General features: G+C 74.1%; 12 protein-coding genes and 4 pseudogenes. 5 read left to right on the top strand and 11 right to left on the bottom strand.

Translation table 11 applies throughout. The features are described 5' to 3' along the window. The first annotated feature begins 30 nt into the window (after positions 1-30). Positions 31-624 (top strand): sigma-70 family RNA polymerase sigma factor, encoded by a 594-nt coding sequence (locus tag OJ254_RS23370; RefSeq protein WP_265363901.1) that lies wholly within the window; start codon positions 31-33, stop codon positions 622-624. Between the two features lie 157 nt (positions 625-781). On the opposite strand, the pseudogene OJ254_RS23365 reads toward OJ254_RS23370, so the two are convergent. The 3 genes and pseudogenes from OJ254_RS23365 to OJ254_RS23355 form a co-directional block, all read right to left on the bottom strand. Then, a pseudogene (locus OJ254_RS23365) lies at positions 782-1,057 on the bottom strand (copper chaperone PCu(A)C); the annotation flags it as partial. A gap of 105 nt (positions 1,058-1,162) precedes the next feature. Then, positions 1,163-3,465: pseudogene (locus OJ254_RS23360) on the bottom strand (heavy metal translocating P-type ATPase). After that, entirely contained in the window at positions 3,462-3,743 is a 282-nt protein-coding gene (locus tag OJ254_RS23355; protein WP_265363900.1) for a hypothetical protein, read from the bottom strand. Before OJ254_RS23355 ends, OJ254_RS23360 begins: the two are co-directional and overlap by 4 nt. Positions 3,744-4,012: 269 nt before the next feature. Here OJ254_RS23355 and OJ254_RS23350 point away from each other — a divergent pair, with 269 nt between their 5' ends. Genes OJ254_RS23350 through OJ254_RS31165 form a run of 3 tightly spaced genes read left to right on the top strand, consistent with a single transcriptional unit; the run spans position 4,013 to position 6,299 of the window. After that, positions 4,013-5,332: a cytochrome P450 family protein gene (locus tag OJ254_RS23350; protein WP_265363899.1), complete on the top strand. Its 1,320-nt coding sequence runs from the start codon at positions 4,013-4,015 to the stop codon at positions 5,330-5,332. Continuing rightward, positions 5,326-6,033 (top strand): L-tyrosine/L-tryptophan isonitrile synthase family protein, encoded by a 708-nt coding sequence (locus tag OJ254_RS23345; protein WP_341483711.1) that lies wholly within the window; start codon positions 5,326-5,328, stop codon positions 6,031-6,033. The genes OJ254_RS23350 and OJ254_RS23345 overlap by 7 nt, the downstream gene beginning before the upstream one ends. Then, entirely contained in the window at positions 5,931-6,299 is a 369-nt protein-coding gene (locus OJ254_RS31165) for an L-tyrosine/L-tryptophan isonitrile synthase family protein (RefSeq protein ID WP_341483785.1), read from the top strand. The genes OJ254_RS23345 and OJ254_RS31165 overlap by 103 nt, the downstream gene beginning before the upstream one ends. A 61-nt stretch (positions 6,300-6,360) precedes the next feature. On the opposite strand, the gene OJ254_RS23340 is transcribed toward OJ254_RS31165, so the two are convergent. The 8 genes and pseudogenes from OJ254_RS23340 to OJ254_RS23305 all read right to left on the bottom strand — a co-directional run bounded on the left by OJ254_RS23340 (position 6,361) and on the right by OJ254_RS23305 (position 16,363). After that, positions 6,361-7,149, bottom strand: a complete 789-nt coding sequence (locus OJ254_RS23340) for an ABC transporter ATP-binding protein (RefSeq protein WP_265363898.1) — start codon at positions 7,147-7,149, stop codon at positions 6,361-6,363. Beyond that, positions 7,146-8,231, bottom strand: coding sequence for a FecCD family ABC transporter permease (locus tag OJ254_RS23335; protein ID WP_423835939.1), 1,086 nt, complete (start codon positions 8,229-8,231; stop codon positions 7,146-7,148). Before OJ254_RS23335 ends, OJ254_RS23340 begins: the two co-directional genes overlap by 4 nt. Next, positions 8,228-9,295: an ABC transporter substrate-binding protein gene (locus OJ254_RS23330; RefSeq protein WP_265363897.1), complete on the bottom strand. Its 1,068-nt coding sequence runs from the start codon at positions 9,293-9,295 to the stop codon at positions 8,228-8,230. The genes OJ254_RS23335 and OJ254_RS23330 overlap by 4 nt, the downstream gene beginning before the upstream one ends. 134 nt (positions 9,296-9,429) lie before the next feature. Next, positions 9,430-9,888: a cyclic nucleotide-binding domain-containing protein gene (locus OJ254_RS23325; RefSeq protein WP_261952971.1), complete on the bottom strand. Its 459-nt coding sequence runs from the start codon at positions 9,886-9,888 to the stop codon at positions 9,430-9,432. Between the two features lie 94 nt (positions 9,889-9,982). After that, a pseudogene (locus tag OJ254_RS23320) lies at positions 9,983-12,852 on the bottom strand (NHLP bacteriocin export ABC transporter permease/ATPase subunit). 10 nt (positions 12,853-12,862) lie between these two features. Continuing rightward, on the bottom strand, positions 12,863-15,145 hold the full coding sequence (locus tag OJ254_RS23315) for an NHLP family bacteriocin export ABC transporter peptidase/permease/ATPase subunit (RefSeq protein ID WP_265363896.1): 2,283 nt from the start codon (positions 15,143-15,145) through the stop codon (positions 12,863-12,865). Then, positions 15,142-15,948 carry an HlyD family efflux transporter periplasmic adaptor subunit gene (locus OJ254_RS23310; protein WP_265363895.1) on the bottom strand — a complete coding sequence of 269 codons (807 nt, stop codon included), beginning with the start codon at positions 15,946-15,948 and terminating at the stop codon, positions 15,142-15,144. Before OJ254_RS23310 ends, OJ254_RS23315 begins: the two co-directional genes overlap by 4 nt. A gap of 202 nt (positions 15,949-16,150) precedes the next feature. After that, complete coding sequence (locus OJ254_RS23305; protein WP_265363894.1) at positions 16,151-16,363, bottom strand: type A2 lantipeptide; 213 nt, start codon at positions 16,361-16,363, stop codon at positions 16,151-16,153. Between the two features lie 776 nt (positions 16,364-17,139). On the opposite strand from OJ254_RS23305, the pseudogene OJ254_RS23300 reads away from it, so the two are divergent. Further along, positions 17,140-18,167 (top strand): annotated as a pseudogene (locus OJ254_RS23300) (PHP domain-containing protein). Positions 18,168-18,175 lie beyond the last annotated feature (8 nt).

Below are 18,175 nucleotides of genomic sequence, written 5' to 3'. Positions count from 1 at the left end.
CGCGGACCGGCGGCGAGGGGCGGTCGCGGAATGCGGGATGACGAGGCGGTGACCGGCTGGGCGCTGGCCGCCCGGACCGGTGACGAGCGGGCCGTCGAGCAGTTCGTCCGGGCCACCCAGCTCGACGTGCGGCGCTATGTGACGCATCTCAGCGGCGATCCGCAGGCCACCGACGACCTGGTGCAGGACACCTATGTGCGGGCGCTGCGCAGTCTGCCGCGGTTCGAGGGCCGGTCCTCGGCCCGGACCTGGCTGCTCACCATCGCCCGGCGGGTGGTGGCGGACCGGTTCCGGTCGCATGCGGTGCGGCCGCGGCTGGCCGCGACCGACGACTGGCAGGCGGCGGCCGAGCGGGTGCAGCCGCGCGGGCTGCCCGGTTTCGACGAGGGCATCGCGCTGACCGGGCTGCTGGCGGCGCTGGCGCCGGAGCGGCGGGAGGCGTTCCTGCTCACCCAGGTGCTGGGGCTGCCGTACGCGGCGGCCGCCGGGGTGATGGGCTGCCCGATCGGAACCGTACGGTCCCGGGTGGCGCGGGCCCGGGAGACGCTGGTGGCGCTGCTGGCGGAGGCTGAGCGGCCGGAGCCGGCCGACCGGCCGTGCGCGCTGGCGGGCGCGGTGGCCTGACGGCCGGACCGCGCCCGCCACGGCGAGGGGGCTCAGGGACGGGCGCGGCCGGTCCCTGGGCCCCGTCCGTGCGGAGTTCCCCGGGGCGTACGGCGGTGGCCCGTACGGTCCGTGGGGGGCTGTCGCGGAAGTGCAGGGTGAGGGTGAGCCGGTCGCCGGGCGCGAGCCGCGGCGGCGGGCTGATCATGATGTCCAGGGTGGCCGGCGTCATCCGCAGGGTGCCGCCGGCCGGGACGGCGGCGGTGCGGACCATGGCCATGCTGCGGGCGTTGTGGCCGATGTCGGCGGAACGGCCGAGCATCGCCCGGTGCCCGCCGGGGCCGGTGACACCGGTGAGGACGTCGTCCGCGTCGCCGGTGTTGCGGACGGTGAGGAACGCGGCGGTGGCCTCGGGGCCGGACGGGACCAGCACCCGGCCGTCGGTGACCTCCATCCGGGGGGGTGCCGGCCCGGCCGGCCGCCGTCCAGGCGGTGAGGGCGCCGAGGGTCGCCAGGCAGGTGAGCAGGGGTACGGCGACGGTGGCCGCGGGCAGCCGTGTCATGCGGTCTCCCGGTGTGCGGTGGTGGTGCGGCGGCCGGTGCTGCCGCGGCCCGGCCGGGCCGGTCCGCCGCCGGGCTGCCAGGCGCGCAGCCGGAGGCTGTTGCCGACGACGAGCAGGGAGCTGGCGGACATCGCGGCGGCGGCGAGCATCGGGTTGAGCAGGCCGACGGCGGCGAGCGGCACGGTGACGAGGTTGTAGCCGAAGGCCCAGACGAGGTTGGCCCGGATGGTGCCCAGGGTGCGCCGGGCCAGGCGTACCGCGTCGGCGACGGCCTGCAGGTCCTCGCGGACGAGGGTGACGTCCGCGGCGCCGATCGCGGCGTCGGTGCCGCTGCCCATGGCGATGCCGAGGTCGGCCAGTGCCAGGGCGGCCGCGTCGTTGACGCCGTCGCCGACCACCGCGACCCGGGCGCCCTGCTGCTGGAGGGTGGTGACCAGGGCGGCCTTGTCCTCGGGCGTCACGTCGGCGTGCAGTTCGGTGATGGCGAGGTGGCCGGCGACCGCGCGGGCGGTGGCGGCGCGGTCGCCGGTGGCCAGGACCGGGCGCAGGCCCAGCCGGCGCAGGTGGTCGACGGCGCGGTAGCTGTCGGGGCGCAGCGCGTCGCCGACCGCGAGGACGGCCTCAGGGGTGCCGTCGACGGTGACCAGGACGGCGGTGTGGCCGGCGGTTCCGGCCTCGTGCACCGCGTCCGCGAGGGGGGCCGGCAGCCCGGCGGGGTCGCCGGGCCGGGCGACCTCGACGCGGTGCCCGTCCGTGGTGCCCCGTACGCCGTGGCCGGGCAGGGCGGTGAAGTCGCTGACGGCGGGCAGGGGTTGGCCGGGGCCGCGGTCGCGGGCGCGGGTGGTGACGGCGCGGGCCAGCGGGTGTTCCGAGCCCTGTTCGACGCCGGCCGCCAGGCGCAGCGCGGTGTCCGGGCCGAGGCCGTCGGTGCGGGCGGTGACGGCGGTGACGGTCATCCGGCCGGCGGTGAGGGTGCCGGTCTTGTCGAGGACGACGGTGTCGATCCGGCGCAGCCGTTCCAGCGCCTGCGGGCCGCGGACCAGGATGCCGAGCTGGGCGCCGCGGCCGGTGGCGGCGAGCAGGGCGGTCGGGGTGGCCAGGCCGAGGGCGCACGGACAGGCCACGACGAGGACGGCGACCGCCGCGGTGACCGCGGCCTGCGGGTCGGCGCCGGCGCCGAGCCAGAAGCCGAGGACGCTGACCGAGACCGTCAGCACCGCGGGGACGAAGACCGCGGCCACCGCGTCGGCCAGCCGCTGGATCCGGGTCTTGCCGGTCTGGGCGTCCTCGACGAGCCGGGTGATCCGGGCGAGCTGGGTGTCGGCGCCGACCGCGTCGGCCCGTACCTCCAGCAGCCCGCCGGAGTTGAGCGCCCCGCCGGACGCCGCCGAGCCCGGGCCGACCTCGACCGGGCGGCTCTCGCCGGTGATCAGGGACAGGTCCAGGGCGGAGCCGCCGGTGACGACGGTGCCGTCGGTGGCGACCCGTTCCCCGGGCCGGACCAGGAAGTGGTCGCCGGCCCGCAGCCGCTCCACCGGGATGCGCCGCTCCTCCCCGCCACCCGTACGGCGACGTCCTTGGCGGCGAGTTCGGCCAGCGCCCGCAGTGCGGCGCCGGTGCCGCGCCGGGCCCTGGCCTCCATGTGCCGGCCGGCCAGCACGAACAGCGGTACGCCGACGGCGGCTTCGAGGTAGAGGTGCGCACTGCCGTCACCCGCGGTGGGCAGCAGGCTGAAGGGCATCGTCATGCCGGGCGCGCCCGCCCCGCCGAGGAACAGCGCCCACGCCGACCAGCCGAAGGACGCGGTCACGCCGAGCGAGACCAGGGTGTCCATGGTCGCGGCGCCGTGCCGCAGTCCGCGCAGCGCACGGGCGTGGAAGGGGGCCGCGCCCCATACGGCGACCGGGGCGGCGAGCACGAAGCACAGCCACTGCCAGTGGCGGAACTGCCAGCCGGGCACCATCGACAGGACCAGGACGGGCAGCGAGAGCAGGGCGGTGACCAGCAGCCGGTGGCGGGCGCCGCGGGTGTCGTCGTCCGGCGTCGTCAACTGACGCTCGCCGTCCGGTGGTTGCGGCGTCTCCGGTTCCGGGAGCTGCGCGGTGAAGCCGGCCGCCTCGACGGTGGTGACGAGGTCGTCGACGGACACCGCGTCCGGGTGCTGGACGGTGGCCCGGCCGGTCGCCAGGTTGACCGAGGCCGCGACGCCGTCCAGCCGGCCGAGTTTCCGCTCGACCCGGCCCACGCAGGCGGCGCAGGTCATCCCGCCGATGGTGAGGGTGGTCGTACGGGCGGTCATCGCGGGGCTCCCGCGACGAGCGGGCGGGGCGCGGGGGCGCCCATGCCGTGCATACCGCCCATGTCCCCGTCGTCGGCGGGCGCGTGGTCGCCGCCGCGGGTGCCGCCGGCCGGGTGCAGGCCCGGGGCGACCGGGCCGGCGAGCGTTCCGGCCGCGTAGGACAGGGCGAAGAGGACGGCCAGCAGGGCGATGAATCCGAGCACCGGCCGGGCGGGCAGCAGGCGGGCGGCGAGCGTGCGGTGCGGGGGCCGACTGCGGTCGGCCGGAGAACGGGACATCGCGTCATCGTGGCAGGTGGACGCGGGGCGGAGCGGCCGATCGGGGGGCCTTTGGCACGTGAGGTTCATCCTGTTGCGGCACCGGAACCCGGTGGCGTCACCGGCCGACTAACTGGGTTTGCCCGCACCCCCGTTCGCCCTCCGCCGCTCCCCCTTCCGCCGGATTCGCCGGCGTACGGCGGGAACTCGACGCGCTCCGCGACCGACCTCTCCCACGCCGTGCCGTTCGCGCACGGCGGTCACCGGTCAGTGCCGTGGAGGAAACACCCATGTCCAGATTGCCCGAGCCCGTCGAGCTCTACGGGGCGGACTACACCCGAGATCCGTATCCGCTGTACGCCGAGCTGCGGGCGCGCGGCCCGGTGCACCGGGTGCGGTTCCCCAGCGGGGTGTGCGCCTGGCTCGTCACCGGCTACGAGGCCGCCCATCAGGCGCTGACCGACCCGCGGTTGGGCAAGCACCACTCCCGGGGCAACGCGGCCTGGCGGGCCCGCGCCTCGATCATGCCCGAGCCGCAGCGCTCCCGGCTCCAGGTGCATCTGCTGCACCAGGATCCGCCCCGGCACACCGCGCTGCGCCGGCTCCTCACCGACACCTTCGCCCCGTCGCGCGTCGAGGCGCTCCGGCCCCGCTTCCAGGAGCTGGCCGAGGCGCTGCTCGACGGGCTGCCGGCGAGCGGCCGCACCGACCTCGTGGAGACCTTCGCGGCCCGCTTCCCCTTCCGGGTCCTCGCCGAAGTGATCGGCCTGCCGGCGGAGTTCGCGGACCGCTTCGACCGGGACTGGGGCAAGGTGGTCCAGCCGGTGGGGCCCACCGACCCGGGCCGGCCGGCGTACGAGGCGCGGCTGCGCGGGCTGGAGGGGTACATCGCCGGTCTGGTCGCGCACAAGCGCCGGGAGCGCGGCGCGGATCTGCTGTCCCGGCTGGTGGCCGCGTGCGACGACGGCCGGATCGAGCCGGCGGAGCTGGATTCGATGATCTTCCAGCTGCTGGTGGCCGGGCAGGAACCGGTCACGAACCAGATCACCACAGCTTTGGTCGCCCTGCTGCGCCACCCGCGGCAGCTCGCCGAGCTGGCCGCCCGTCCGGAGCTGCTGCCGCGTGCGGTGGAGGAACTGCTGCGGTACGACAGTGCCTTCGAGCTGACGACCTGGCGGTTCTTCGCCGAGGACGCCGATCTGCACGGCACCCGGGTCCCGGCCGGCGACTCCGTCATCGTGTCGCTGTGCGCGGCGAACCGGGACCCGCGCCGGTTCGCCGACGCCGACCGCCTCGACCTCGGCCGCTCCCCCAACCCGCATCTGGCCTTCGGCCACGGCATCCATTTCTGCCCCGGTGCCACGCTCGCCCGGATCGAACTCCAGATCGCCCTGGAGACGCTGCTCCGACGGCTCCCCGGGCTCCGGTTCGCCGCACCGGACGACCAACTCACCTGGCTCCCCGCGGTGTTGGCACGGGGCGTCGACCGGCTGCCGGTGGCGTACGGAGCCGCCGGGGACGCCGACGAGAACGCCGTCGGTACGGCCTCCGGGGGCGGCTGCCCGTTCACCGCGGGGCGGTTCGCGGACGGGGCGGACGCCGCGTGCTGACCCGCCCCGACCGGGTGCTGCCCGCCCGTCCCGCCGTTCTCCCGCCGCCCGCCGACCCCGGGGCGGTGTGCGCGGCGGTGCTCGCCGTCCTCCTGCCGTACCGGCGGACGCTGGACACCGCGGGCGGGGACGGGCCGGACGCGTTCCCCGAGCAGTACCGGCAGCTCATGGGTCCGGTGGCGGCCGGCGAGCCGATCGTGTTCACGCTCCCGGGCTTCCCCTGCAAGTCGCCGAACCCGGCCAAGGTGCTCGGCCCGCTGCCCGACGAGGGCGAGCGGCTGGCCCTGCGCTTCCTGGACGCGCTCTGCGCGCGGATCGAGGCCGTCCATCCACCCGGCGCACGGGTGGTCATCTGCTCGGACGGGCACGTCTTCAGCGACCTCATCCACGTGCCCGACCACGCCGTCGACGCCTACGGTGACGCCCTGCGCGCCCTGATCCGCGCCGAGGGGCTGACCCGGCTGGACGTCTTCGACCTGCGGGCGGTGTACGGGCCCGGGCTGTCGTACGACGCCCGGCGGGCGCTGGTCGACGAACGGTACGCCCCACGCTGGAGGCGCTGCGCGCCCGGACCCGCGGCCACGAGCCGACCCGCCGGCTGTACCAGGGCATCACCCGGTTCCTCTTCGAGGACACCGCCGCGTTCGCCGGCACCCGTTCGGCGCTGCAGCGCGACTGCCGCCGGCGCGCGTACGGGGTGATGCGGCGCAGCCACGCCTGGGGCGAGCTGGTCGCCCGGCACCACCCGGGCGCGGTCCGGCTCTCGATCCATCCGCAGCCGCGCGGCGCGGCGAAGTTCGGGATCCGGCTGCTGGCGGCGCCGGACGTCTGGCTGACGCCCTGGCACTCGTGCGTACTGGAACACCCGGACGGCAGGCGGGAGTTGCGGCACCGTGCGGAGGCCGAGCGGCTCGGCCGGCCGGTGCTGCGGGACGGCCGGCCGAGCCACTTCGTGGCCGCGGGGTGAGGGGACGGGGAGGGCGGTCGGTGTGACCTCCCTCCCCTCCCACGTCAGTTGTCCCTCCCCGTCAGCCGCACGGTGCGGGCAGCGGCGCACGGTGGTCGTAGGCGATCAGCAGGTCGCCGGTGAGGGGGTGTTCGGTCACCGCGGCGCGTACGCCGAAGACCTCGGCCAGCAGGTCCGGGGTGAGCACCTCGCGCGGGGTGCCGGAGGCCACCACCCGTCCGTCGTGCAGCACGTGCAGCCGGTCGCAGAGCGCGGCGGCGGCGTTGAGGTCGTGCAGGGAGATCAGCGTGGTGCGGCGGCGGTCGCGCAGCAGGGTGAGCAGGTCGACCTGGTGGCGGATGTCGAGGTGGTTGGTGGGTTCGTCCAGCACCAGCACCTCGGGGTCCTGGGCGAACGCCCTCGCCAGCAGGGCGCGTTGGCGTTCGCCGCCGGAGAGGGCGGAGAACCGGCGGGCCTGGTGTCCGGCGAGTCCGACGGCGGCCAGCGCGTGCGCCACCCGTTCGCGGTCCTCGTGGTCGTCCCCGGCGAAGGCCCGTTTGTAGGGCGTCCGCCCCATCATCACGACCTCGCGCACGGTCAGTTCGAAGTCGCTGCCGCGTTCCTGGGGCAGCGCGGCGACCTGCCGTGCGGTCTGCCCGGGCGTAAGTGTGCGCAGGTCGGTGCCGGCCAGCAGGACGCGTCCGGCGGTGGGCCGCAGGTGGCGGTAGACGGTCCGCAGGACGGTGGACTTGCCGCTGCCGTTGGGGCCGACGAGTCCGGCGATCTCGCCGGAGGCGGCCATCAGGTGCACCCCGGCGACGACGTTGCGGCCCGCGTAGCCGACGTGCAGGTCCTCGATCGCGACGTTCACCGGTCGGCCGCCGTCCGCCGGTCCAGCACGAACAGCAGGGCGGGCGCGCCGATCAGCGCGGTGACCACCCCGACCGGCAGTTCCTGGGCGTCCATGGCCGTACGGCACACCAGGTCCACCACGACCAGCAGCAGCGCCCCGGTCAGCGCGGACAGCGGCAGCAGCCGGCGGTGGTCGCCGCCGATGACCAGCCGGCACAGGTGCGGCACCATCAGGCCGACGAAGGCGACGGCGCCGGAGACCGCGACCAGGACGCCGGTCAGCAGGCTGGTGACGACGAACAGTTCGCGGCGCAGCCGGGTCACCGGGACGCCCACGCCGGCGGCGGTCTCGTCGCCCATGAGCAGGGCGTTCATGGCACGGGCCCGGGCCTGGAGGGCCAGCAGCCCGGCCGTGACGGCGAGCAGCGGCAGCCCCAGCAGGCTCCAGGTGGCCCCGCTCAGGCTGCCCATCAGCCAGAACAGCACGCTGCGGGTCTGCTGCTCGTCGCCGGCCTGGAGGACCAGGTAGCTGGTGAACCCGGAGAGGAACTGGCCGACGCCGACGCCGGCCAGCACCAGCCGCAGCGGCGAGAATCCGCCACCGCGCCGGGCCAGGCTCCACACCAGGGCGAACGCGGCCAGTGCGCCGGCGAACGCGGCCGCGGACAGCCCGAGCCCGAGCAGTCCGCCGGTGCTCGCGCCCAGCACGATCGCGGCGACCGCGCCGAGCGAGGCGCCGTTGGAGATGCCCAGCAGGTACGGGTCGGCCAGCGGGTTGCGGACCAGTGCCTGGGTCGCGGTTCCGACGAGCCCGAGGCCGGCGCCCACCAGGGCGGCCAACAGGGCGCGGGGCACGCGGAGTTGCCAGACGATGAGGTCGTCGGTGCCCGGCCGGGGCGGCGCGCCGCCCAGCCTTCGCAGCACCACCGACCAGACCTCCGCGGGCGGGATGGCGGTGGCGCCGACGGAAACCGCGGCGGTCAGGGCCGCCAGCAGGGCGACGCCCAGGACGAGGGCGAGCAGTCCGGCGCGCGGGGTCCGGCGCCCGGTCCGGTCGTCCGCTTCCGCCCGGCCGGGGGCGTCGGCGAAGACGGGTGTCACCGCCGGGCCTCCTTGAACCGCGCCGGGTAGAGCGTGTGCGCGATCTCCTCGACCGTGTCGGCGGTGCCGACCCCGGGGATCGTCGTGCGCTCCGAACCGATCCGCAGGAAGTGCCCCTTCTTGACCGCGGTCAGTCCCTTGGTGGCGGGGAAGCTCTTCAGGAAGGCCGCCGCCTCGTCGAAGGCGCGGGCGTTGGCCGCGGCGTCGCCCCGGTTGCGCACCCCGAGCTGGATCCAGTCCGGGTCCTTGGCGACCACGTCCTCCCAGGAGACGGGCCGGAAGTCGCCGTCGCAGCCGGCGAAGACGTTGCGGGCGCCGGCCTGGGTGAGGACGGCGTTGGCGACCTGCTTCCGGCAGACCGCGAGGGGCTGCTTGGTGCCGGCGTCGTAGTCGAAGAAGAAGTACGTCGGACGCTGCCGCTCGGGGACGCTGCCGACGGCCTGGTGCACGGCGGCGACCTTGGCCCGCATGCCCGCGATGAGCTGCTTCGCCCGGTCGGCCGTTCCGGTGACCGCGCCGAGCCGGCGGATGTCGTCCTCCACCCCGGACAGGTCCCGCTGCGGCTGCTTCGCCATGGGCGCGCAGGCGGTGGAGGCGAGGTAGAGGTGCTTGATGCCGGCCGCAGCGAACTCGTCGTCGGTGGGTGCGTCCCCGGCGCCGCCCATGTGGCCCATCGAGGCGAAGGTGTCGATGTAGAGGTCGGCTCCCGAACCGAGGAGTTTCTCCTTGGCGATGAGGTGCTTGCCGAGGACGGGCACCTTGCGGGCGCGGGCGTCGAGGGCGGCGGGCAGGGCGCCCTTGCCCGGGGGGAAGCCGGTGCCGATGACGCGGTCGCCGGCGCCCAGCCGGAGCAGCATCTCCAGCGCGGAGGCGTTGCTGGTGACGATTCTGCGCGGCGGGGCGGTGAAGGTGGTCTTCGTGCCCTTGCAGTCGGCGATCCGCACCGGGAATCCGGCGCCGCCGCGGCCGGCGTCGTCCCGGCCGGTGTCCGCTCCCCCGCCGGCGCACGCGGTGGCGGTCAGTGCCACGACCGCGGCCAGACCGCACAACTTCCCAGGACGCATGGTGCTTCTCCCCTACGCTTCCGCGGCCGGTCCGCCCGGCCGGGGGGCCGTGGACACGGCCCGGCACAGGTAGTCGGCCGGTTCGGGGGTGCGGTTCCGGGGCGGTGGGGTGCTTTTCGCGCGGCCCGGCCCGGTCAGTCGTCGAAGCCGCTGCCCTGGGGGCCGTAGAGGTCGAGCAGCCGGGTGCGGGTGCCGTGCAGCCGGTGGGAGACGGTCTCGGCGACGTAGCGGTACACCGCGCGGCCGAGGACCGGGTCGCGTTCGCACAGCTCGCGGACCGCCGGGGCGTCGAATTCGACCGCCTCGACCGGGCCGACGGTCTGCGCGCCCAGGTGCCACAGGTAGGGCGGGAACAGCCAGGACCAGCCGAGCAGTTCGTCCCGGCCGAGGGTTTCCACGACGGCGGACCGGCGGCCGGGGACGTGCTGGTCGAGGGCGACCTGGCCGCTGCGGATGATCCAGAACCGGTCCGCCCGCCGGCCCTCCTCGAAGAGCCGGGTGGCGCGGGGCAGCGTCACCTCGCGGGCGAGCTCGGTCAGCAGTCGCCGCTGCTCGGGGGGCATCGCGTCGATCAGGTTTCGCGCCGTGGCCATCTCATCCTCCGTCCGCCGCTTGGCACGATATGCGGTGGACGGCGGGGATGCCGGGAACGGCTCGTCCGGCGGTGCGGCCGTCCCCGGGGTGCGGTCAGGTCAGCTGACGGCGCACCAGGTCGTGCAGCCGGCCGCCGGTGTCGGCGAGGAGCGTGGCCGGGGCACCCTGCTCGACGATCCGGCCGTCGTCCATGACGATCACCCGGTCGGCGTCCATGACGGTGGAGAGCCGGTGGGCGATCACCAGCCGGCTGGCGCTGAGCTTGCGGGTGCTGTCGATGACGATGCGCTGGGTCTCGTTGTCCAGGGCGCTGGTGGCCTCGTCGAAGAAGAGGATCCGCGGCCGCCGGACCAGGGCCTGGGCGATCATCAGGCGCTGCCGCTGCCCGCCGGAGATCGCGCCGCCACCGGAGATCATGGTGTGCAGGCCCATCGGCATCCGCTTGATGTCCTCGGCCAGGCCCGCCATCTCGGCGGCCGCCCAGGCCTCCTCCTGGGTGAAGGACTCGGCGCCGCAGATGCAGTCCAGGATGGAGCCGGTGAGCGGCTGGGCGTTCTGCAGGACGACCCCGCACTGGCGGCGGACCGCGGCCTGGTCCAGGGCGCCGAGGTCCTGGCCGTCGTAGAGGACGCTGCCGGAGGTGGGTTTGTCGAAGCCGATCAGCAGCCGCAGCAGGGTGGACTTGCCGCAGCCGCTGGGGCCGACGACGGCGACGAATTCGCCGGGGCGGACCTGGAGCGAGATGTCGTCGAGGACGAGCGGGCCGTCGTCGGTGTAGCGGAAGGAGAGCTTCTTGGCCTCGATGGCGCCGGTGAGGGTGCCGGGCTGGGCGCTGGCGCCGCGTACCTCGGGTGCCTCGTCCAGCACCGGCCTGATCTGTTCGAACATCGGCAGGGCGGCGGCGGCCGAGACGAAGGCGCCGGTGATCTGGGTGACCGAGGTCAGCAGCATGGTGACCGAGGTGTTGAAGGTGAGGAACGAGCCGGCCGACATGGTGCCGCGGGCCGGGCCGGCCAGCAGCATGAAGAGGGTCAGCGAGCACAGCGGCAGGTAGACGGCGTTGAGGACGGTGGTGAGGTTCTTGATCCGGCCGGCCTTCTGCTGGAGCTCCCGCGACCGGGCGAACTCCCGGGCCCAGGCGGCGTAGGCGAAGCTCTCGGCCGCGGCGACCCGCAGCTTGGGCAGTCCGCGCAGGGTCTGGAACGCCTGGTTGTTGAGCTTGTTGGACAGCTTGATCAGCCGTCGCTGCCAGCGCAGCTCCCACAGGCCCATGATGAGGAAGACCGCGCCGATGACGACCAGCATGCCGAGCGCGGCGAGCGCCAGCGGCACGCTGTAGACGAGGAGCAGGACGAGGTTCATCGCGCCGACGGTCGTGGACTGCACGGCCACCGGGCCGATGCCGGACAGCACCCGCCGGATGGCGCTGATGCCCATCGCGGCGCTGGCCAGTTCGCCGGTGGAGCGTTCGGTGAAGAACTTGGTCGGCAGCCGCAGCAGCCGGTCCCAGACGGCCGGTTGCAGGGCGCTCTCTATGCGGCCCTCCATGCGGAGCACGGTGAGGCTCTGCAGCAGCATGAAGGCGGCGGCGACCACGCTGCTGATGATGACGGCCAGCGCGACCTGCACGATGAGGCCCTTGTCGGCGGCCGGGACGTACACCCCGAGGACCTTGCCGGTCGCGATCGGGACGAGGGCGCCGAGGGCGACCGTCACCAGTCCGCTGAGGGCGAGGTTGCGGACGTCGGTGCGGGTGCCGCGCAGGCTGAAGCGCATCAGCCGCCACATGTTCATCGGCCGCTCGGGCAGCGGGCGGTAGAACATGACGGCGCGGGCCTCGAACTCGTCGGCGTTGTCCTTGCCGATCCGCATCCGCAGGCCGGAGGCGGGGTTGACCGCCTCGTAGCGGCCGCGGCGCCACAGCAGCGCGACGGGGGCGCCGGACTTGGCGCGGTGGCCGACCAGGGGGCCGCTGTCGGTCCGCCACCAGGTGCCGGTGAGCCGGACCGCGCGGGTGCGGATCCGGGAGCTGACCGCGATCCGTTCGACGGGCGTGATGCGGTCGTTGACGGCGCCGCCCCTGGGGGCTCGGTGAGGGTGATCCCGGCGGCCTCGGCGACCGTGCGGCAGACCGCGAAGGTGGTGTCGTCGCCCCGGTCCGACCCGGAGCCGCCCCGCGCGGCGCGGTCCTGGCGGCCGATGGAGGCCAGCAGCGCCTGGTCGGCGCGCTCGCGGACGGCCTCACCGGCCTTGATGCCGGCCGCCGTACGGTCCTCGTGGGCGCGCTCCAGCTGCTCGATCCAGCGGTCGACGGCGGACAGCAGCCGGTACTGCTGGTTGACCATCCGCTGCCACAGCTCGGGGTCGACGAGCAGGTCGGCGGCCGCCTCCGCGCTGTAGGAGGCACCGTACTGGACGCTGCCGGGCGGGACCGGCATCCAGAGGACGTCGTCGTCGGCCACCGCCTCGTCGCCGGGCCGGCCGTCCAGCGGGGCCTCGAAGAGCACGCCGAGGCTGCGGGCGGTGCCCAGCGCGAAGGCGTGCTCCAGCGGGCCGTACGCCGCGGGGTGGCCGTAGCCGCCGGGCGCGGCGTACAGCGGCTGCGGACCGGTGTCGGCCTGCTCGCCGTACCCGCCGTAGTCCCAACGGGGCAGCTCGCGCAGCGGGATCCGGCGCACCGCGCAGTCCTGCGAGGGGCGGCCGAGCAGGGTGTGCTGGGGGCCGTCGACCGGGCCGAGGAGCAGGGCGCCGGGTTCGAGCCGGCCCAGGAAGTGCCAGTGGCCCTCCGCCGCGGCGTCGACCGCGAACAGGTCGAGCACGCCGGCGGTGACCAGCCACAGCACGTGCGGCCCTTCGAGGGGGACGCTGCGCAGTCCGGCGCAGTCGACGGGCGTGCCGAGGCCGCCGAGGGCCTGCGTCACCGCGTCGGTCTCGCCGGGTCCCGCGTGCGGGAACGGGGGCAGGGCTGACACCTCAGTGCTCCTTGACCAGCTCGGCGTACGCGCCTCCGGCGGCGACCAGGTCCTCGTGCCGGCCGCGTTCGACGACCACACCGTGGTCGAGGACGACGATCTCGTCGCTGTCGCGGACGGTGCTGAGCCGGTGGGCGATGACGACGCAGGCGCAGCCGCGTCGCCGCAGGTTGTCCATGATGATCTGTTCGGTCTGCGCGTCGAGGGCGCTGGTGACCTCGTCGAGGACGAGGATGCTGGGGCGCCGGACCAGGGCGCGGGCGATCTCCAGGCGCTGCCGCTGGCCGCCGGAGAAGTTGCGGCCGTCCTGGTCGACCCGGCTGTGGATGCCGTCGGGGCGGCGGGCGATGACGTCGTCGTAGAGGGCGGCGTCCTTGAGGGCGGTGATGACCGCCTCGTCGGGTATGGACGGGTCCCACAGGGCCACGTTGTCCCGGACCGTTCCCTCGAAGAGGAAGACGTCCTGGTCGACGAAGGAGACGGAGGCGGCGAGCGCGCTGCGGGAGAGGTCCTCCAGGCGCTGTCCGTCGATGCGGATGGTGCCTTCCCAGGGGCTGTAGAGGCCGGATATCAGCCGGGAGACGGTGGACTTGCCGCTGCCGGAGCCGCCGACCAGGGCGATCTGGCGGCCCGGGCCGACGGCCAGTGAGAAGCCGGTGAGCAGCGGCTTGTCCAGCGGGCTGTAGCCGAAGGTGAGGTTCTCCAGCGTCACGTGGCCCTTGAGCCGGCGGGTGTCGCCGTCCGAGCCCGGCCGGGTGTAGAGGCTGTCGGCGGGGAAGGACTCGACGTCCTTGAGGCGGGCCACGTCGGCGGCGAAGTCCTGGATGCGGCCGGCGACGCCGTTGAGCCGGGTGATGGGTGCGGTGAAGCGGGTGACCAGCGCCTGGAAGGCGACCAGCAGGCCGATGGAGATGTGGCCCTCGACGGCCCGCAGTCCGCCGATCCAGAGGATCAGGGCGCTGTTGAGGGTGGCGAGGGTGGGCGCGACGACGGCCAGCCAGGCGCTGGGGACGCCGAGCCGCTGCTGTTCCTCCAGGGTGGCGGCGTGCTGGCCGGCCCAGCGGCGGAAGTAGCCGTTCTCCCCGCCGGTGGCCTTCATGGTCTCGATGAGCTGCAGGCCGGTGTAGGCGGTGTTGGTGAGCCGTGCGGTGTCGGCGCGGAGTTTGGCGGTGTGAGTGGCGCGCAGCCGGATCACGATCCGCATGGCGACGACGTTGAGCAGGGCGATGCCGACGCCGATGACGGTGAGCTGGGGGTCGTAGGTCCACAGCAGCACGGCGTAGAGGACGACGACGATGCCGTCCACGCCGGCCGCGGCGAGGTCCCGGGCGAGGGTTTCGGCGACCGCGTCGTTGGACTGCAGGCGCTGGACCAGGTCGGCCGGGCTGCGCTGGGAGAAGAAGGTGACCGGGAGCCGGAGCAGATGGCGCAGGAACCGGGCGCTGGTGAGGGTGGAGGAGATGATCCGGCCGCGCAGCAGGTTGGCCTGTTGCAGCCCGGTGAGGACGGCGGTGAGCGCGACCATCGCGGCCATCGACGCGAAGAGCGGCCCCAGCAGGGAGGTCTGCTTGCCGATCAGGAACATGTCGATGTACGTCCGGCTGAGCGCGGGCACCGCGGCGCCGACCGCGACCAGCAGCAGGCTGGCGAGGAGCGCGGCGAGCAGGGTGCCGGTGGTGCCGCGCATCCGGGCGGGCACGGCGCCGAGGACGCCGGGCTTGCGGCCGCCCTTGCGGAAGGACTCGGACGGTTCGAAGACCAGGGCGACGCCGGTGAAGCTGGTGTCGAAGTCCTCCGTGGGCACGAAGCGGCGGCCCTTGTCGGGGTCGTTGATGTGCACGCCGCGGCGGCCCATCCGGCGGCCCATGCCGTCGTAGACGACGTAGTGGTTGAACTCCCAGAAGAGGATGGCCGGGGCCTGGACCTCGGCGAGCGCGGCGGTTTCCATCTGCATGCCCTTGGCCTGCAGGCCGTAACTGCGGGCGGCCTTGAGCAGGTTGCTGGCGCGGGAGCCGTCGCGGGAGACGCCGCAGGCGATCCGCAGCTCCTCCAGGGGGACGTGCCGTCCGTAGTGGGCGAGCACCATCGCCAGGGAGGCGGCGCCGCATTCCACGGCCTCCATCTGGAGGACGGTGGGGGTGCGGACCGACTTGACCTTCTTGGGTGCCGGGGGCGGGGTGGCGCGGCGGCGCCGGGCACCGGACGCGGCCTCGGGGCGGTGCCGGCCGCGGCCGGCCGGCGGCAGCCGGTCCTGCGGGGGTGCGGAGTCCTGCGATGCGGTCACGGCAGCAGCCAATCGATCGGGTGCTGCGCGGCGAGGTGGACGGCGCCGCTGGCCAGCGTCATGGAGTCGACGGTGTAGGGCGGTCCGTCGGAGGTGGACCAGGCGTAGCCGGACCTGTTCCCGGGGGCGCGGTCGAGCTGTACCAGGACGGCGACCGGCGGGCCGGCTTTGGAGAACTGCTCGCCGAGCTGGCTGCTGCCCAGGTAGGCGCCGATCCGCTGGCGGGTCTGGGCGGTCCGGCCGACGGCCTTGACCCGGCCGCGCAGCACGCCGTACTGCTGGTTCGGCACGGACTGGACGGTGAGGTCGACGGAGGCGCCGACGGGGACGGAGGCGCCGTTCTCGGCCGGTACGTACAGCGTCGCCGTCAGGGGGTCGCCGGTGTGTGCCACGCGTTCGACGGAGGCCACGTCCGCGCCGGTGGTGACGACCGAGCCGATGGTGGCGACCATCGTGGTCAGCCGGCCGGCGGCGATGGTGCGGACGACGGCGGTGCCCTGCGCGGTGCGGACCTTGAGGACCGGGGCGCCCGCGGACACCCGCTGGCCTTCTTGGGCGAGGACGGCGGTGACCTGTCCCGCGACGGGGCTCTGCAGGACGTAGCTGCCCTGGCCGTGGGTGAGGATCCCGGGTGCGGTGAGGGTGGAGGAGACGGTCCCGGTCACCGCCCATACGGCGGCGGCGAGCAGGCAGAGGACCGTGACGATCAGGACGAGCAGTCCCTGCGGCCGGGCGAAGCGGACCGGCAGATCGATTTCCTCGGGCGACTGCAGCTTGGAAAGGGCCTGTTGGCGGAACTGCACGACACTCTTCCCTCAACTGCAAAGGACTGTCAGGACTTCACGGACCCGGCGCCCGTCCCGGCCACCGCGGTGGGGCCGAGCGTACGGTGTCGGGTCCGGGGCTCGGCAGCCGGGTGCCCCGGAACCCGGCGAAGGCCTGGCGGTTCCGGGGCATCCGGCCGGCATGTCGGCAAGGAGGGGACGCCGACCTGCCGTTCGGTCTTTAGAGACCGGCGACGAGGCCCGTGACCTGGCCGGTGTTGACGCCGGTCAGACCCTCGACGGTGCCGGTGACGGTGCCGAGGGTGCCGCCGACGTTGAGGCCCGTGGCACCGTCAAGGCTGGAGGTGGCCGTGCTGGCCAGGTTGCCGACGAGGCCACCGGCCACGTTGTCCAGCTCGCTGTCGGCGATTTCCTGGGTCTGAATCTCGCGCATGATGATTCCTTTCGGATACATATCTCAAATAGCTGCGACCGAGCCGTCCACAGGGCGGTCCGGCCGCGGCAGCGGTCGCCCGGGCCCTCGAAATCGAGAACCTCCGCGCGACTTCCGCAGTGCGAAGGATCAAAGCATGCAGGTGGGTTGTGCTGCTAATCGGACTACGGCCGATCCGGACCGCTTCGAACCTCTCAATTACCTGACGTGGACGCACGTCCATGAATTGGTGGCAGCTTCTTCACAACCCCTGCGGTTTGCGTTCGCTCATCCTGTCGAAGACCCGTCAGGCGAACGGGACATTCCCGCATCAAACCGCTTACGTGCAGGTCAGCGCCGTGACGGACAGCGGGAGGGGGTGTGCCGGCTGCGCAATCGGTGTGCAGATTCCTTGAAGACACACGGTTTTTACAGCACCGATCAACGGGCGCCCGCGGAACTCCACCGAGGGCCCGGAGAACCCTCCGCCGAATGTTGCGCAAGCTTTAACGGCGCCCGATTTACCCGGAGTTACCGGGGTGGTATCAAGCCCATGGAACACCTTGCACGGATTCTTCGGCACTATCCGTACGGCATTCCCATGGAATCGGATCGACCGCCCCGAGAACGGACATAACCCCATAACGGCACACCGTCCGACTCGGCGGGAATGGGCGATTTACCGCCGGTACCGCCCGCGGGCGACGGTCCGGCCGGCGGGCCCGGTGGCAGCCGGTGTCCGCTTGCGGCACGGTGAGAGGGACCCGCGGGACCGGCGCACCCGGAAGGAGCCGTACGTGGAGCCCGTCGACGCGCTGGAGCGGATCGCGTTCCTGCTGGAGCGGCAGGGCGCGGCGACCTACCGCGTACAGGCGTTCCGCGGGGCCGCGGCCGCCCTCGGCGCACTGTCGGACGACGCGCTGCGCGAGCGGGCGCGGCAGGGCACGCTGGTCCGCCTCAAGGGGCTGGGTCCCAAGACCACCCGGGTGGTCGAAGAGGCGCTGGCGGGCGTGCGGCCCACCTATCTGGCGCGGCTGGAGGACGAGGCCGGCGCGCCGCTGGTCGACGGGGAGCAAGGGCAGCGGCTGCGGCGGGCCCTGCGCGGCGACTGCCATCTGCACTCCGACTGGTCGGACGGCGGCAGCCCGGTCGACGTGATGGCCCGGGCCGCCCGCGACCTGGGGCACGAGTGGTGCGTACTGACCGACCACTCCCCCCGGCTCACCGTCGCCCGCGGACTGTCCGCGGAACGGCTGCGGGAACAGCTGGAGCTGGTGGCGGAGGTGAACCAGCGGCTGGCGCCGTTCCGGCTGCTGACCGGGATCGAGTGCGACATCCTCGACGACGGCTCCCTCGACCAGGAACCGGAGCTGCTGGAGCGGCTCGACGTGGTGGTGGCCTCGGTGCACTCCAAGCTCCGGATGGACCGGGCGCCGATGACCCGGCGGATGGTGGCCGCGGTACGCAATCCCCTGGTGGACGTCCTCGGGCACTGCACCGGGCGGCTGGTGACCGGCCGGGGCCGCCCGGAGTCGGAGTTCGACGCCGACGAGGTGTTCGCGGCCTGCGCGGAGCACCGCACCGCGGTGGAGATCAACTGCCGCCCGAGCGCCTCGATCCGCCGTGCCGGCTGCTGCGCCGGGCGCTGGCGGCCGGGACGCTGTTCGCCATCGACACCGACGCGCACGCCCCGGGCCAGCTGGACTGGCAGATCTACGGCTGCGCCCGCGCCGAGGAGTGCGGCGTACCGGCGGAGCGGGTCATCAACACCTGGACGGAGCGCCAGTTGGCCACCTGGACGGCCACCGGCCGCACCCCGCGCTGAACGGACGC

It is taken from the genome of Streptomyces endophytica (genome assembly GCF_026153355.1).
GTDB classification, from domain to species: Bacteria; Actinomycetota; Actinomycetes; order Streptomycetales; family Streptomycetaceae; genus Streptomyces; species Streptomyces endophytica.
This window is presented reverse-complemented; position numbering and strand designations above follow the sequence as displayed.